The organism is Streptomyces liliiviolaceus (assembly GCF_018070025.1).
Classification (GTDB): domain Bacteria; phylum Actinomycetota; class Actinomycetes; order Streptomycetales; family Streptomycetaceae; genus Streptomyces; species Streptomyces liliiviolaceus.
Window position 1 is genome coordinate 8,384,581 of sequence record NZ_JAGPYQ010000001.1, and the last position, 14,313, is coordinate 8,398,893.

Below are 14,313 nucleotides of genomic sequence, written 5' to 3' on the forward strand. Positions count from 1 at the left end.
CGGACAGTTCCGCCCCTCCCCCTGCCGCACGGGCCGGACGCCGATCGTCCAGAGATGCCCGTGGGCAGCCCTCGCCGGATGCGCCTCGGCGATCACCCGGGCGAGGGGTGGCGGGTCCCGCGCACCGTGGGGATGCGCGGGGCCCGCCGAAACCGGAGCCCCTCCGCCCCGCCGCGCCGTCAGGTGCCGCACGCGACGGAGAAGTCCGGTGTCTCAGACGGCCCTCCTCATGAGGTCCGCCGGGTCACGAACTCCGCCAGCGACAGCAGGCCTTCCGCCGCCTCCGGGTCCGGGACCGCGCGGGAGAGATGGCCGAGGGCCCGCGCCATCCGGTCGGCCGCCTGGATCTGGGCCCAGTCGCGACCGCCCGCCCGCTCGACGGCGAGGACCGTGCGCTCCAGCTCGCCGTCCCGGTAGGGAGCCCGGTACAGCTCGGCGAGTTCGGCCGCGGCCGGGGTGCCGGAGGCGAGCGCCGCGACCACCGGGAGGGACTTCTTGCGGGCCATGAGGTCCGCCCCGGCCGGCTTGCCGGTGCGCCCCGGGTCCCCCCAGATACCGATCACGTCGTCGATGAGCTGGAAGGCGAGCCCGGCCTCGCGCCCGAACGCGTCCAGCGCCGCGACATCCGCGTCGTCCGCGCCCGCGTACAGCGCCCCCAGCGCGCACGCGCACCCCAGGAGCGCACCGGTCTTGGCCTCGGCCATGGCCAGTACCTCATCGAGCGTGATGTCATCGGGGGCACGGCGCTCCATCGCCGTGTCGGCCTGCTGTCCCGCGCACAGTTCGACGACGCAGTCGGCGAGCCGCGCGGCCCCCGCCGCGGACGCCGGATGCGGGTCCTCGGCGAGCAGCCGGTGCGCCAGCGCCTGCAGGGAGTCCCCCGCGAGGACCGCGTCGGCGTCACCGAACACGGCCCAGGCGGTGGGCCGGTGCCTGCGGGTGGTGTCCCGGTCCATCAGGTCGTCGTGCAGCAGCGTGAAGTTGTGCACCAGCTCCACCGCGGCGGCCGCCCGGACGGCGTTCGTCCGGTGCCCGCCGAGTGCTCCGGTCGCGGCCAGTACGAGCGCGGGCCGGATGGCCTTGCCCGCGTTCCCCGCCGCCGGAGTGCCGTCCACGTGCTGCCACCCGAAGTGGTGGAGGGCGACCCGTCGTAACGGGCCGGGCAACGACTCGACGGCCCGGCGCAGTTCAGGTTCGACCGAGTCCCTGGCCCTGTCGAGGATGGCGGCCGCCTCCTGTGCGTCGGGCGAGCCGTGCGGCCCGGCGGGCGCCGGCCCCTGCTCGGGGACGGCTCCTGCCACTGCGGATGTCCATGGCTCCGTGCGCGTCTCCGTCATGAACTCACCCATGGGTCCGCCTCCTGGGACGCGCGGACGTCCCCCTGGGGTCTACCCGGTCCGGCGGACGGGGACACGGCACGCGGTGCGCCGGAGGTACCGGAGGTCACCGCCAGCGGCCGATCTCGACGTTCTCCAGGACGCCGAGCGCGTCGGGCACCAGGACCGCGGCCGAGTAGTACGTCGTCACCAGGTACGACATGATCGCCTGCTCGCTGATGCCCATGAACCGCACGGACAGGCTCGGTTCGATCTCGTCCGGGATGCCCGCCTGCTGGAGTCCGACGACCCCCTGCTCCGCCTCGCCCGTACGCATGGCGATGATCGACGTCGTCCTGGCCTCGGTCACCGGGATCTTGTTGCACGGGTAGATCGGTACTCCGCGCCAGGTCGGGATGCGGTTGCCCGCCACCTCCAGGGTCTCCGGGACGAGGCCCCGCTTGTTGAGCTCACGGCCGAACGCGGCGATCGCCCGGGGGTGGGCGAGCAGCATCTTGGTGCCGCGCCGCCTGGTGAGCAGTTCGTCCAGGTCGTCCGGGCTCGGTACACCGTCGTGCGGCTGGAGCCGCTGGTCGTACTCGCAGTTGTTGAGCAGCCCGAACTCGCGGTTGTTGATGAGCTCGTGCTCCTGGCGCTCCTTCAGCGCCTCCACCGTGAGCCGCAGCTGCTGCTCGGTCTGGTTCATGGGCTGGTTGTAGAGGTCGGCCACGCGGGTGTGGATGCGCAGCACGGTCTGGGCGACGCTGAGTTCGTACTCCCGCGGCGCGGCGTCGTAGTCGACGAACGTCCCGGGGATGGCGGGCTCGCCCGTGTGGCCGGCCGCGAGGTCGATCTCCTTCTCGCCGTACTTGTTGGCGCGCTGGTGCGGGATCGCGCGCAGTTGCGCGAGGTGCTCGCGCAGGGACTCGGAGCGCTCCGCGATCGCGTCGAAGTGCGTGCGCGGCAGTGCGAGGACCGTGCACGCGGTGGTCGCGCGGGCCGTGTACTCCCAGATGGCGTCCGGGTCGAGGATCGCCTGGTCGCCGAAGTAGGCGCCGTCCGCGAGCGTGCCCAGCTCCGCGTCGTCCCCGTACGGACCCGTGCCGATCTTCTCGACCCTGCCGTGGGCCAGCAGGAAGACCTCGTCGGCCGGACTGCCGAAGGAGGCGAGCACGCCGCCCGGCTCGAACTCGCGCTGCTCGCAGCGCGCGGCCAGCTCGGTGAGCACCTCCTGGTCCTCGTAGGTGCGCAGCGCCGGCAGTTCGCCGAGCTCCGCCGGGATGACCTGGACACGGTCACCCGTCTTGACGAAGGTGACGCGGCCGTCTCCCACGGAGTAGCTGAGCCTGCGGTTCACCCGGTATGTGCCGCCCTGCACGTTCACCCACGGCAGCATGCGCAGCAGCCATCGTGAGCTGATCTCCTGCATCTGCGGTGCGGACTTGGTGGTCGTGGCCAGGTTCCGCGCCGCGGATGTGCCGAGACTCTTCTGCGGCTGATCCTGGTCCGCGCGGATCTCTTCGCCTACCGACATGAAAATGTCCTCCCGATCGTGCAACGAGCTGCGGCGCCCACATTTCCATCACGGACCGTGCTGGTGCTATTACACGAAAGAGCGGGAATGGATCTTCGCGAAGCGGGGCATACTGCGGGCGCCCGGTCAGGGCCGGGCAGCCCGGACCGCCGGGTCCGAGGGCCGTTCCGGGACGGGAACTCCAAGATCGGACGGCCCGTTGAACAGGCACGACGCACGACGACGGAGGAGACGGCCATGGCAGGCTTCCTGGACCGCGCGAAGGAACAAGCACAGCGCGGCCTCTCACAGGGCAAGCAGAAGATCGACGAGGTCCAGGCGCAGCGGACCGGCGGTGATCTGCTGAAGACCCTCGGCGCGGCCTATCTCGCGGAGCGGCGCGGCAGCGGCTCCCCGCAGGCCACGCAGCAGGCGCTCCAGGCGGTGGAGAGCCACATCGCGACGCACGGGGACGGCTTCCTGCGCGCCTAGGCCCTGCGCGCGGTACCTGACCCCCGGTCCCGGTACCTGAACCCTCGGCACCCGGCTCCAGCACCTCTCCGTGTGAACAGGTGGTCGCTACAGCGGAGTTGCGGGTACAAGCAGCGGTACGAGGCGGCCACGGCGGGTGGCCGTCGCGCCCTGTGAGGAGGCGGCCGTGGCCTCACCCATGTCCGCGGGCAGCTTTCTGAGCCGGCTCAAGGCGGAGGACGTCACTGTCGTCGAGGTCGGCGACTGGGAGCATCACAACCGCAACCACAAGGGGCCGTGGGGCCCGGTCCACGGGGTGATGATCCACCACACGGTGACCTCGGGCAGTCAGCGCACGGTCGAGATCTGCCGTGACGGCTACAGCGGGTTGCCGGGCCCGTTGTGTCACGGCGTGATCACCAAGGACGGCCGCGTCCACCTCGTCGGTTACGGCCGCTCCAATCACGCGGGCCTCGGTGACGACGACGTCCTGCGCGCGGTGATCGCCGAGACGGCCCTGCCGGCGGACAACGAGGCGAACACCGACGGCAACCGCCACTTCTACGGCTTCGAGTGCGAGAACCTCGGCGACGGCGAGGATCCCTGGCCGGAGGCCCAGCTGGACGCCGCCGCGCGGGCCGCGGCGGCGATCTGCCGCCACCACGGCTGGACGGAGCGCTCGGTGATCGGTCATCTGGAATGGCAACCGGGCAAGATCGACCCGCGCGGCTTCACGATGGCCGCCATGCGGGGCCGCGTCCGCGCTCTCCTGCGGTGACGACCTGGTCGCCCCGGCGGGGCCGGACCCGGCCGGGGCGGTGGCGGCGCGACCCGCGTGTCGCTCGGACGCGTGTCCGACAATGGGGGTGTGACCGGCCCCGACACCCCTGAAGCAGTCGACCCCGACCTTGGTCCCGGCGTTCTGCGGCCACGGCTGCCGTCGCCGCTGCGGGAGGTCGTGGACGAGCGTTTCGCGCGCCATGGTGTGCGGCTGCTGCTCAAGCGGGACGATCTGATCCACCCGGAGCTGATCGGCAACAAATGGCGCAAGCTGGCCCCGAACCTGCGGGCGGCGGCCGGCCGCACGGTGCTCACCTTCGGCGGCGCGTACTCGAACCATCTGCGGGCCACCGCGGCGGCCGGACGCCTCCTGGGCCTGCCCACCGTCGGTGTGGTCCGCGGCCAGGAGCTGGCCGACCGTCCGCTGAATCCGTCCCTCGCCCGGTGCGCGGCCGACGGCATGCTGCTCCACTTCATCGACAGATCGACGTATCGCCGCAAGAGCGAGCCGGAGACCCTGGCCGCGCTCGTGCGCTCGACCGCCTGCGAGGACGCGTACGTGGTCCCGGAGGGCGGCAGCAACGCCCTCGCCGTGCGCGGTTGCACGGCGCTGGGCGAGGAGCTGGGCGACCACGCCGACGTAGTCGCGCTGGCCTGCGGCACGGGCGGCACCCTGGCGGGCCTGGCCGGGGGCCTGCCTCCGGGCAGGCGCGCGCTGGGCATACCGGTCCTGAAGGGCGGCTTCCTCGGCGCCGGGATTCGCGCTCTCCAGGAGGAGGCGTTCGGCGGCCCGCGCGGCGACTGGTCCCTGGACGACCGCTTCCACTTCGGCGGTTACGCCCGTACGACTCCCGCACTCGACGCGTTCGCGGACGACTTCGAGCAGCGCCACAGCCTGCCCGTCGAACGTCTCTATGTCGCCAAGTCGCTGTACGGACTCGCGACCCTCGCGGCGGAGGGCGCCTTCCCGCGCGGGACGACGGTCGCGGCCGTGATCACAGGCAGGCCGGACACCCCCTAGGTGCCCTCGCGGAACGCGGCGGCCTCCTCCAGGTCCAGGCGGCGCAGCAGGGTGCGCAGCATCTCGTCGTCGATGAAACGGCCGTCCCGCAGCTTCACGAACACCGCGCGCTCGGCGCCGATCATCTCCCGGGACAGCCGCCGGTACGTGTCGTCCGCGGTCTCGCCGGTGACGCTGTTGACCTGGCCGAGCCGTTCCCAGACGGCGTTGCGACGGCGCTCCAGGACCGTGCGCAGCCGGTCCGCCAGGGGTGGCGGAAGGGTGTTGCGCTCGTCGGAGAGGAGTTCCTCCAGGCGCCGCTCGGCGGCCCGGGAGGCCTGCGCCTGGGCGTTCGCCTCGGCGAGGGTCTCGGCCTGCTGGTCCCGCCCGGGGAGCTTCAGCACGCGGATGAGCGGCGGCAGCGACAGTCCCTGCACGACGAGCGTTCCGATCACCGTCGTGAAGGTCAGGAAGAGGATCATGTTGCGGCCGGGGAAGTCCTCGCCGCCGTCCGCGGTGAGCGGGATCGAGAAGGCGATGGCGAGCGAGACGACGCCTCTCATGCCGGCCCAGCTGATGACGAAGGACCCCTTCCAGGTGGGGTTCTCCTCCCGTTTCCTGATCCGCGCGGACAGCAGGCGCGGCAGGTAGGTCGCGGGGTACACCCAGGCGAAGCGGGTCGCGACGACGATCACGAAGAGGGCCACCGCGTACCAGGCCGCGCTCGCTCCCTCGTACTCGCCGAGGCCCTTGAGGATCACCGGGAGCTGCAGGCCGATGAGGGCGAAGACCGCCGACTCCAGGATGAACGCGACCATCTTCCAGACGGCCTCCTCCTGGAGCCTGGTCGCGAAGTCGACCTCCCAGTTGCGGTGGCCCAGGTAGAGCGCGACGACGACCACGGCGAGCACTCCGGAGGCGTGCACCTGCTCGGCGACCGCGTAGGCGAAGAACGGCGTCAGCAGCGACAGGGAGTTCTGCAGCAGGGCCTCCGTCAGGTGCGTGCGCATCCAGTGGATCGGCATCATCAGGACGAGTCCGACGCCGATGCCGCCCAGCGCCGCGAGCAGGAACTCGCCGATGCCGCCCGCCCAGGTCGCGCCCTCGCCGACGGCGGCGGCCAGCGCCACCTTGTAGGCGGTGATCGCGGTCGCGTCGTTCACCAGCGACTCGCCCTGCAGGATCGTGGTGACCCGCGACGGCAGCCCGACCCGGCGCGCCACCGCGGTGGCCGCGACCGCGTCCGGCGGCGCCACGACCGCGCCCAGCACCAGCGCGGCGGTGAGCGAGAGGTCCGGCACGATCACGTACGCGGCCCAGCCGACGGCGAACGTCGCGAACAGCACGTATCCGACCGACAGCAGCGCGACCGGGCGGATCTGCGCCCGCAGATCGAGGTACGAGCTGTCCGTGGCGGCCGTGTAGAGCAGCGGGGGCAGCAGCAGCGGCAGGACGATGTGGGGGTCGAGCGTGTACTCGGGCACCCCTGGTACGTACGAGACGATCAGGCCCGCCGCCACGAGCAGCAGGGGCGCGGGCACCGGCGTACGGCGCGCGGCGCCCGCCACCGCGGCGCTGCCCGCGATCAGCAGGAGCAGGGGCATCACATGCATCGGTATCGGCCCGCTTTCATTTCCGCGCGGATTCCCGCACACCCGACGTAATCTGGCAATCATGAAACAGTGCACGCACGCCGACGCGCTGCCGCAGCCCGAACCCGCACCGCTGAGCGACACCTGCCTCGAATGCCTGGCGGTGGGCTCGCACCCGGTGCAGCTACGACTGTGCCTGGACTGCGGTCACGTGGGCTGCTGCGACTCGTCGCCGCTGCGGCACGCCACAGAGCATTTCAAGGACACGGGGCATCCGATCATGCGGACCTTCGAACCCGGTGAGAGCTGGCGCTGGTGCTTCGTCGACCACGTGCTGGTGTGACGTGGGTTCCGGACGGTTCGATGCTCTGACGTCTGGGTACGTCAATCCGGCGCGTCCTCTTCCCAATTGGGCCCGCAGACCCCTAGCCACTGTGCGTATACCTAGGTTTACTATGAGTGACGGCAAGGGGTTGGGGTCCCGGGGACAGGAAACCTGAGAGCGCGATAGCGTCACCGCTGAAACACGAAGCGCGTTACCCCGGGGGGCGACCCTCGGCCCCCGAAAGAGCTTGTACCACCTTGGAGGTGAGGGTGTCCCAGATCGCAGGCGAGCCCGCGACCCAGGACTTCGTGGAAGTCCGGCTGCCGGCTGCGGGTGCCTACCTGTCGGTGCTGCGTACGGCCACGGCCGGCCTCGCGGCGCGCTTGGACTTCACCCTCGACGAGATCGAGGATTTGCGTATCGCCGTGGACGAGGCGTGCGCGATCCTTCTGCAACAGGCGGTGCCGGGCTCCGTGCTCAGCTGTGTCTTCCGCCTGATCGACGACTCGCTTGAGGTGACTGTCTCGGCCCCGACCACCGACGGCCACGCCCCCGCGCGCGACACCTTTGCCTGGACCGTGCTGTCGGCCCTCGCAGGCAAGGTCTCCTCCTCGGTGGGCGACGACAAAACCGTTTCGATCAGCCTCTACAAACAGCGCGGCGCGGGACCCGGGCCGGCGTGAGGAACGGGGACGGGCCGGTGCGGGACGAAGAGCGCGGCACACGGGAACTTTCCGCCGAGGGCGAGGGCGGCCCGGGCGGGCCCCGGCGTCTGGCGGAAGGCGTCGACGGCATCCCCGAGCAGCAGGCCCGGCCGCACCCGGAGGACGGCAGTTCCCCGGCGGCCGGGCGGGCTCGGGGCGAGCCGATCGACCAGGACGAGCGCGAGGCGCTTTCCGACAGTGACGGGCGACAGGATCCAGACGTTGCCGCGCAGTGGGGGTCCCCCCGGACGGAGTCTGGGGGGACGTCCTTGGAAGGGCGGCGGCGGGTGACGGGCGGGATCATGAGCGAGCAGCACGAACACGAGCGAAACGCCGACAACGGCGCGTCGGGATCACACCACGACCCGCACAACAGGAGCGGGGCGCGGGCCAAGTTCATCGAGCTGCGCGAACTGGACAGCACCGGCGCGGAGTACGCGGAGCTGCGCAATCAGCTGGTCCGGATGCATCTGCCGCTCGTGGAGCACCTCGCACGCCGCTTCCGCAACCGCGGCGAGCCGCTGGACGACCTCACCCAGGTCGCGACCATCGGCCTGATCAAGTCGGTCGACCGGTTCGACCCGGAGCGCGGTGTCGAGTTCTCGACGTACGCGACCCCCACGGTCGTCGGCGAGATCAAGCGGCACTTCAGGGACAAGGGCTGGGCGGTACGGGTTCCGCGCCGGCTGCAGGAGCTGCGGCTGGCGCTGACCACGGCGACCGCGGAGCTCTCGCAGCAGCACGGCCGCTCCCCCACCGTGCACGAGCTGGCCGAGAAGCTGGGCATCTCGGAGGAGGAGGTCCTGGAGGGCCTGGAGTCGGCCAACGCGTACTCCACGCTGTCCCTGGACGTCCCCGACACCGACGACGAGTCCCCGGCCGTCGCGGACACGCTCGGCTCCGAGGACGAGGCCCTGGAGGGCGTCGAGTACCGGGAGTCCCTCAAGCCGCTCCTGGAGGACCTGCCCCCGCGTGAGAAGCGCATCCTGCTGCTGCGCTTCTTCGCGAACATGACCCAGTCGCAGATCGCCCAGGAGGTCGGCATCTCGCAGATGCACGTCTCCCGGCTGCTGGCCCGCACACTGGCCCAGCTCCGCGAGAAGCTGCTGGTCGAGGAGTAGGCGGCACGTCGCACGGCTCGCGCCCCGTCAGGGGCGCGGCGGACCACCCGCGCACTACTCCCGCGCAGCGCCCGGCCCGGTGATCCCCAGGGCCCGCGTCGTCTCCGGGTTCAGGATCAGTACGAGCGTCGCGACCGCCACCACCGCCAGGGCGATCCCCCCGGGGATGGCGAGACTGTCGGCCTGGAGCAGGTTGTACGCGACGGGCAGCGCCATGATCTGCGTGATGATCGTGGGCCCCCGGCTCCAGCTGCGCCGCAGCAGCAGCCCCCGCGCGGCCAGCAGAGGCAGCAGGGCGAGCGCGATCAGCGTCACACCCCCGGTGACCGCCTGGCTCCGGTCGTCCGGATGGCCGGTGAGGCCCATCACCAGCAGGTAGACGCCCCCGGCGACGAGGGCGACCCCCTCCAGCGCGACGAGCGCGGCCGCCGTGGTCAGCCGCCCGGGGCGGGGTTCGGCGCCGACGTTTTCCGGGGTGGGATTCTGCTCAGGACTCACCCCTGAAGGGTAGCCCTCGCCCCCCGGTCGCCCACGGCCGCCGTACGACCCCGGACGTTCAGGGGTGCGGCCGGCAGGACACCCGGCGAGCCGTCCCTCTCTCACCTGATCCTCACCTCGGTATGGGACGAGTACCACGCGGTAGGTACGCTGCATCGCATGCGTGCACTTCTTGTGGTCAATCCGGCAGCTACCACCACCAGCGCACGCACGCGTGACGTCTTGATCCACGCGCTGGCGAGCGAGATGAAACTCGAAGCGGTCACCACCGAGTACCGCGGCCATGCGAGAGACCTCGGCAGGCAGGCCGCGGAGAGCAAGGACATAGAACTGGTCGTGGCCCTCGGCGGCGACGGCACGGTCAACGAGGTCGTGAACGGTCTGCTGCACAACGGCCCCGACCCCGACCGACTGCCCGGCCTCGCCGTCGTCCCCGGCGGCTCCACCAATGTCTTCGCCCGCGCCCTGGGCCTGCCCAACGACGCCGTCGAGGCGACGGGCGCCCTGCTGGACGCCCTGCGCGAGGGCCGGGAGCGCACGGTGGGCCTCGGCCTCGCCGCGGGCACACCGGGCAGCGAGGACGAGGGCGTCCCCTCCCGCTGGTTCACCTTCAACGCGGGGCTCGGCTTCGACGCCGGCGTGGTCGGCCGGGTCGAACAGCACCGGGAGCGCGGCAAACGTTCCACGCACTCGCTCTATCTGCGCCAGGCGATGCGCCAGTTCTTCGGGGAGACCCATCGCCGCCGCGGCACGATCACGCTGGAGCGGCCGGGTTCCGACCCGGTGACCGATCTGGTGCTGTCGATAGTCTGCAACACCTCCCCGTGGACGTATCTGGGCAATCGCCCGGTGTACGCGTCACCTAAGGCCTCGTTCGATACCGGCCTCGACGTACTCGGTCTCAGCCGGATGTCGACGACCGCGGTTGCCCGGTATGGCACCCAGTTGCTCACTTCGTCCCCCGAGCGCGGACCCCATGGCAAGCACGCGGTGTCCCTGCACGATCTGACCGACTTCACCTTGCATTCGAAGGTCCCACTCCCCCTCCAGATGGACGGCGACCACCTCGGACTGCGTACGAGCGTCGCGTTCACAGGCGTTCGCCGTGCACTGCGTGTGATTGTGTGAGCGGAACGGGCTAAAGTCCTTCCACTCGAACGTTTAGGCCAGGATCCACCCCATGGAAGTACGGCTGTGACCTAGTCGACACCGAGGAATCAAAAAAAACTTTCCGGTAGGGGTTGTATCCGCCGCTGAGGTTTGCGAGTCTCTACGTGGCGCTCGGGACGGGCCGCAACATCGCCCCCACAGAGCGCCGGAACCCCTCCTCACTTCAAAGGACCACACCAGTCCGTCTGGTAGTCGGCCCTTCACTTGTTGAGGGATTCGTGAAAGCGTTCACATTCACAAGCAACGTGCATGTAATACCAAGGAGAGGTAGCAGCCATGGACTGGCGTCACAACGCCGTTTGCCGCGAAGAAGACCCCGAGCTCTTCTTCCCCATCGGCAACACCGGTCCTGCGCTGCTGCAGATCGAGGAAGCCAAGGCCGTCTGCCGTCGCTGCCCCGTCATGGAGCAGTGTCTGCAGTGGGCGCTTGAGTCCGGCCAGGACTCCGGCGTCTGGGGTGGCCTCAGCGAGGACGAGCGCCGCGCAATGAAGCGCCGCGCCGCCCGCAACCGGGCCCGTCAGGCTTCCGCCTGACAACCCACCCCGCAACAGCCTGAGCTTGGCGGCGCGTACAGCGCGTACGCATCTCCCGCCCCCGAGCCGCAGCGCGCAGTACCCCCGATGCGCAACCGAATGACACTTTGAGCCCCGGACCACTCAGTGGTCCGGGGCTCATCGCTGTGCTCACCTCCGCGTGCACAGCGATGGGCACAGCGGTGGAGATTACGCAGCGTGTTCGTGAAGTAGTGGTGCGGAAGGTACAGGAGAGGTACGGGAGGTACGGGAGTCGCGCGAGGGGCCCGGCGAGGACTCGGAGCCGCCTGGCATATCCAGGCGGCCCATACGTACTGGGCTACTTCGGGTTCCGCACCGGAATGTCCAGGACGACCTGGGTGCCGCGCTCGGGGGCCGGGACCATGTCGAAGGTGCCGCCCAGCTCGCCCTCCACCAGCGTCCGCACGATCTGCAGGCCGAGGTTGCCCGAGCGGTGCGGGTCGAAGCCCTCGGGCAGGCCCACGCCGTCGTCCTGGACGGTGACCAGCAGGCGGTTCTCCTTCGACGTGCCGCCGCGGACCGCGGAGACCTCGACCGTGCCCCGCTCGCCCTCGCGGAAGCCGTGCTCCAGGGCGTTCTGCAGGATCTCGGTGAGGACCATGGAGAGCGGGGTCGCGACCTCGGCGTCGAGTATCCCGAAGCGGCCCGTGCGCCGGCCGACGACCGTGCCCGGCGAGATCTCGGCGACCATGGCGAGCACCCGGTCGGCGATCTCGTCGAACTCCACGCGCTCGTCCAGATTCTGGGACAGCGTCTCGTGCACGATGGCGATGGAACCGACCCGGCGCACCGCCTCCTCCAGGGCTTCGCGGCCCCGGTCGGACTCGATACGGCGGGCCTGGAGGCGCAGCAGGGCCGCGACCGTCTGGAGGTTGTTCTTCACCCGGTGGTGGATCTCCCGGATGGTCGCGTCCTTGGTGATCAACTCGCGCTCGCGGCGGCGCAGTTCGGTCACGTCGCGCAGCAGGACCAGGGAACCGACGCGCGTGCCCTTGGGTTTCAGGGGGATCGCGCGCAGCTGGATCACGCCGTCGTTGCTCTCGATCTCGAACTCGCGGGGCGCCCAGCCGCTGGCGACCTTCTCCAGCGCCTCGTCCACGGGCCCGCGGGACGGGGCGAGTTCGGCGGTGGTCTGGCCGAGGTGATGGCCGACCAGGTCGGCGGCGAGGCCGAGGCGGTGGTACGCCGAGAGCGCGTTCGGTGACGCGTACTGGACGACGCCGTCCGCGTCCACCCGGATCAGGCCGTCGCCCACGCGCGGCGAGGCGTCCATGTCGACCTGCTGGTTGGGGAACGGGAAGGAGCCCGCCGCGATCATCTGGGCGAGGTCGGAGGCGCTCTGCAGATAGGTCAGTTCGAGCCGGGAGGGCGTGCGGACCGTGAGCAGGTTGGTGTTGCGGGCGATGACGCCGAGGACGCGGCCCTCGCGTCGTACGGGGATGGACTCCACCCGTACGGGGACCTCCTCGCGCCATTCCGGGTCGCCCTCGCGCACGATCCGGCCCTCGTCCAGGGCGGCGTCCAGCATGGGGCGCCGGCCGCGCGGGACGAGGTGGCCGACCATGTCGTCCTGGTACGAGGTGGGGCCGGTGTTGGGCCTCATCTGGGCGACCGAGACATAGCGGGTGCCGTCGCGGGTGGGGACCCACAGGACGAGGTCGGCGAAGGAGAGGTCGGAGAGCAGCTGCCACTCCGAGACCAGCAGATGCAGCCACTCAAGGTCGGAGTCACCGAGCGCGGTGTGCTGGCGTACGAGGTCGTTCATGGAGGGCACAGGTGCGAGCGTACCCGTCGGGTACGACAGGTCCCGAAATCAGCCACCTGCGAGGGCCCCGGAGACACCCGCGGGCCGCGGCGCCTGAGAGGGACCCTCAACCCTCCCGGCACCGCAGCCCGGAGCAACATCGGCCACGGGGTGTGCGGTCCCGATCGGCCGAGGACGAGGATCCGGTGCAGTCAGGGCAGAGAGCGCCGGCTCCTCGATCCGCCTTCCTGTGCGGGGAAGGCGGAGGCTTGGTCATTCAGCTGCGCATGTGGGCTTTGCCTATGATTCTGGACTAGACCACTACGACTGTCCATGCGTTGTCGGATGTTTGTTGTTGTCCATTAATCCAACAACTCGCGTCCTCCTTGCACCACGCAGCCTAACCCCGGGCGGTTCAAGGGCGGGGTCGGATTCGCATGGCGAGTTGCGCCGTGCCTCCATTTTCTGCCGATGACTCGGCCCCGGGCGCTGCGGGGCGGTGCGGGCCGGAGAAATGATCTTCCCGGTTCGATCACCGGCGGGAATTACGGCGGGATTCCCGAGGGGATACGGCCGTCCCCGAAGACGCGACTGGAGGGGAGTGCTCTGCTAGATTGGTCTATACCACATATGCAGGTGAGTTCCCCTTCAGAACGGCAGGCCCAGCGTGGAAGTTGTCATCGTTTCGGACGCCAAGGCGGGTGGCGAGCTCATTGCCGGGGCCATGGCGGAGCTGCTCCGGCACAAGCCCGACGCCCTGCTCGGGGTGGCCACCGGTTCGACGCCGCTGCCCATCTACCAGGCGCTGGCCGCGACGGTCGGTGCCGGCGGCGTGGACGTCTCTCGCGCGCGGGTCGCGCAGCTCGACGAGTACGTGGGGCTGCCGGCCGAGCACCCCGAGTCGTACCGGTCGGTGCTGCGGCGCGAGGTGCTGGAGCCGTTGGGGCTCGACCTGGACGCGTTCATGGGGCCCGACGGGACCGCGGAGGACGTGCGGGCCGCGTGCGAGGCGTACGATCGGGCGCTCGCCGAGGCGGGCGGGGTCGACCTCCAGCTGCTCGGGATCGGGACCGACGGGCACATCGGGTTCAACGAGCCGTGTTCCTCGCTGGCCTCCCGTACGCGGATCAAGACGCTGACCGAGCAGACGCGGGTCGACAACGCGCGGTTCTTCGAGGGCGACATCGAGCAGGTGCCGCATCACGTGATCACGCAGGGGATCGGGACGATCCTTGAGGCGCGGCATCTGGTGCTGCTGGCCACGGGTGAGGGCAAGGCGGATGCCGTGGCGGCGACCGTGGAGGGGCCGGTGGCCGCGGTGTGTCCTGCCTCGGCGCTCCAGCTGCATCCGCATGCGACGGTTGTGGTGGATGAGGCTGCCGCGTCCAAGTTGAAGTTGGCGGAGTACTTCCGGCACACGTATGCCGATAAGCCGGCCTGGCAGGGGATTTAGGCCCCTGGGGCTCGGCGCGCCTTAGGGGCGCGGGGGACTGGGTGGCCGGCCACGAGCTTTTAGGGGCGCGG

Annotated in this window: 14 protein-coding genes; 9 read left to right on the top strand and 5 right to left on the bottom strand. The window is 70.5% G+C overall.

The features are described 5' to 3' along the window. Positions 1 to 227: 227 nt before the first annotated feature. Together J8N05_RS35550 and J8N05_RS35555 are read right to left on the bottom strand one after the other, a co-directional pair. Positions 228 to 1,349, bottom strand: a complete 1,122-nt coding sequence (locus tag J8N05_RS35550; protein ID WP_210889877.1) for a family 2 encapsulin nanocompartment cargo protein polyprenyl transferase — start codon at positions 1,347 to 1,349, stop codon at positions 228 to 230. Between the two features lie 94 nt (positions 1,350 to 1,443). After that, on the bottom strand, positions 1,444 to 2,850 hold the full coding sequence (locus J8N05_RS35555) for a family 2B encapsulin nanocompartment shell protein (protein ID WP_210889878.1): 1,407 nt from the start codon (positions 2,848 to 2,850) through the stop codon (positions 1,444 to 1,446). 237 nt (positions 2,851 to 3,087) lie between these two features. Here J8N05_RS35555 and J8N05_RS35560 point away from each other — a divergent pair, with 237 nt between their 5' ends. From J8N05_RS35560 to J8N05_RS35570, 3 genes are all read left to right on the top strand, one after another. Continuing rightward, entirely contained in the window at positions 3,088 to 3,321 is a 234-nt protein-coding gene (locus tag J8N05_RS35560; protein WP_210889879.1) for a hypothetical protein, read from the top strand. Between the two features lie 166 nt (positions 3,322 to 3,487). Next, positions 3,488 to 4,078 (top strand): N-acetylmuramoyl-L-alanine amidase, encoded by a 591-nt coding sequence (locus J8N05_RS35565; RefSeq protein ID WP_210889880.1) that lies wholly within the window; start codon positions 3,488 to 3,490, stop codon positions 4,076 to 4,078. A gap of 90 nt (positions 4,079 to 4,168) precedes the next feature. Beyond that, the gene (locus J8N05_RS35570) at positions 4,169 to 5,101 is read left to right on the top strand and encodes a 1-aminocyclopropane-1-carboxylate deaminase/D-cysteine desulfhydrase (protein WP_247706635.1); all 933 of its coding nucleotides are present in this window, start codon (positions 4,169 to 4,171) and stop codon (positions 5,099 to 5,101) included. Here J8N05_RS35570 and J8N05_RS35575 read toward each other — a convergent pair. Beyond that, positions 5,098 to 6,693: a Na+/H+ antiporter gene (locus J8N05_RS35575; RefSeq protein WP_210889882.1), complete on the bottom strand. Its 1,596-nt coding sequence runs from the start codon at positions 6,691 to 6,693 to the stop codon at positions 5,098 to 5,100. The two genes, J8N05_RS35570 and J8N05_RS35575, sit on opposite strands and share 4 nt — an antisense overlap. Before the next feature lie 61 nt (positions 6,694 to 6,754). Between J8N05_RS35575 and J8N05_RS35580 the strand changes: the two genes are divergently transcribed. The 3 genes from J8N05_RS35580 (at position 6,755) to J8N05_RS35590 (ending at position 8,822) form a co-directional block, all read left to right on the top strand. Continuing rightward, complete coding sequence (locus J8N05_RS35580; protein WP_210889883.1) at positions 6,755 to 7,015, top strand: UBP-type zinc finger domain-containing protein; 261 nt, start codon at positions 6,755 to 6,757, stop codon at positions 7,013 to 7,015. A 251-nt stretch (positions 7,016 to 7,266) separates the two neighbouring features. After that, positions 7,267 to 7,680: an ATP-binding protein gene (locus J8N05_RS35585; RefSeq protein ID WP_210889884.1), complete on the top strand. Its 414-nt coding sequence runs from the start codon at positions 7,267 to 7,269 to the stop codon at positions 7,678 to 7,680. Then, complete coding sequence (locus tag J8N05_RS35590; RefSeq protein ID WP_210889885.1) at positions 7,677 to 8,822, top strand: RNA polymerase sigma factor SigF; 1,146 nt, start codon at positions 7,677 to 7,679, stop codon at positions 8,820 to 8,822. Before J8N05_RS35585 ends, J8N05_RS35590 begins: the two co-directional genes overlap by 4 nt. Positions 8,823 to 8,876: 54 nt before the next feature. On the opposite strand, the gene J8N05_RS35595 is transcribed toward J8N05_RS35590, so the two are convergent. Continuing rightward, entirely contained in the window at positions 8,877 to 9,320 is a 444-nt protein-coding gene (locus J8N05_RS35595; RefSeq protein ID WP_210889886.1) for a hypothetical protein, read from the bottom strand. Positions 9,321 to 9,479: 159 nt separating this feature from the next. Between J8N05_RS35595 and J8N05_RS35600 the strand changes: the two genes are divergently transcribed. Continuing rightward, positions 9,480 to 10,448, top strand: a complete 969-nt coding sequence (locus J8N05_RS35600) for a diacylglycerol/lipid kinase family protein (RefSeq protein WP_210889887.1) — start codon at positions 9,480 to 9,482, stop codon at positions 10,446 to 10,448. 318 nt (positions 10,449 to 10,766) lie between these two features. Beyond that, positions 10,767 to 11,024 carry a WhiB family transcriptional regulator gene (locus J8N05_RS35605; RefSeq protein ID WP_016639615.1) on the top strand — a complete coding sequence of 86 codons (258 nt, stop codon included), beginning with the start codon at positions 10,767 to 10,769 and terminating at the stop codon, positions 11,022 to 11,024. Positions 11,025 to 11,343: 319 nt separating this feature from the next. Here J8N05_RS35605 and J8N05_RS35610 read toward each other — a convergent pair whose 3' ends face one another. Beyond that, a complete protein-coding gene (locus J8N05_RS35610; protein ID WP_210889888.1) occupies positions 11,344 to 12,819 on the bottom strand; it encodes a sensor histidine kinase in 1,476 nt (491 codons plus the stop codon). 637 nt (positions 12,820 to 13,456) lie between these two features. Between J8N05_RS35610 and nagB the strand changes: the two genes are divergently transcribed. Continuing rightward, the gene (gene nagB, locus J8N05_RS35615) at positions 13,457 to 14,242 is read left to right on the top strand and encodes a glucosamine-6-phosphate deaminase (protein ID WP_210889889.1); all 786 of its coding nucleotides are present in this window, start codon (positions 13,457 to 13,459) and stop codon (positions 14,240 to 14,242) included. The last annotated feature ends 71 nt before the right edge of the window (positions 14,243 to 14,313 follow it).

Excerpts from the sequence above, each read along its gene's own strand:
- J8N05_RS35560 (WP_210889879.1), top strand. The coding sequence starts at position 3,088 with ATGGCAGGCTTCCTGGACCGCGCGAAGGAACAAGCACAGCGCGGCCTC.
- J8N05_RS35550 (WP_210889877.1), bottom strand. The coding sequence starts at position 1,349 with ATGGGTGAGTTCATGACGGAGACGCGCACGGAGCCATGGACATCCGCA.
- J8N05_RS35600 (WP_210889887.1), top strand. The coding sequence starts at position 9,480 with ATGCGTGCACTTCTTGTGGTCAATCCGGCAGCTACCACCACCAGCGCA.
- J8N05_RS35555 (WP_210889878.1), bottom strand. The coding sequence starts at position 2,850 with ATGTCGGTAGGCGAAGAGATCCGCGCGGACCAGGATCAGCCGCAGAAG.
- J8N05_RS35575 (WP_210889882.1), bottom strand. The coding sequence starts at position 6,693 with ATGCATGTGATGCCCCTGCTCCTGCTGATCGCGGGCAGCGCCGCGGTG.
- J8N05_RS35605 (WP_016639615.1), top strand. The coding sequence starts at position 10,767 with ATGGACTGGCGTCACAACGCCGTTTGCCGCGAAGAAGACCCCGAGCTC.
- J8N05_RS35580 (WP_210889883.1), top strand. The coding sequence starts at position 6,755 with ATGAAACAGTGCACGCACGCCGACGCGCTGCCGCAGCCCGAACCCGCA.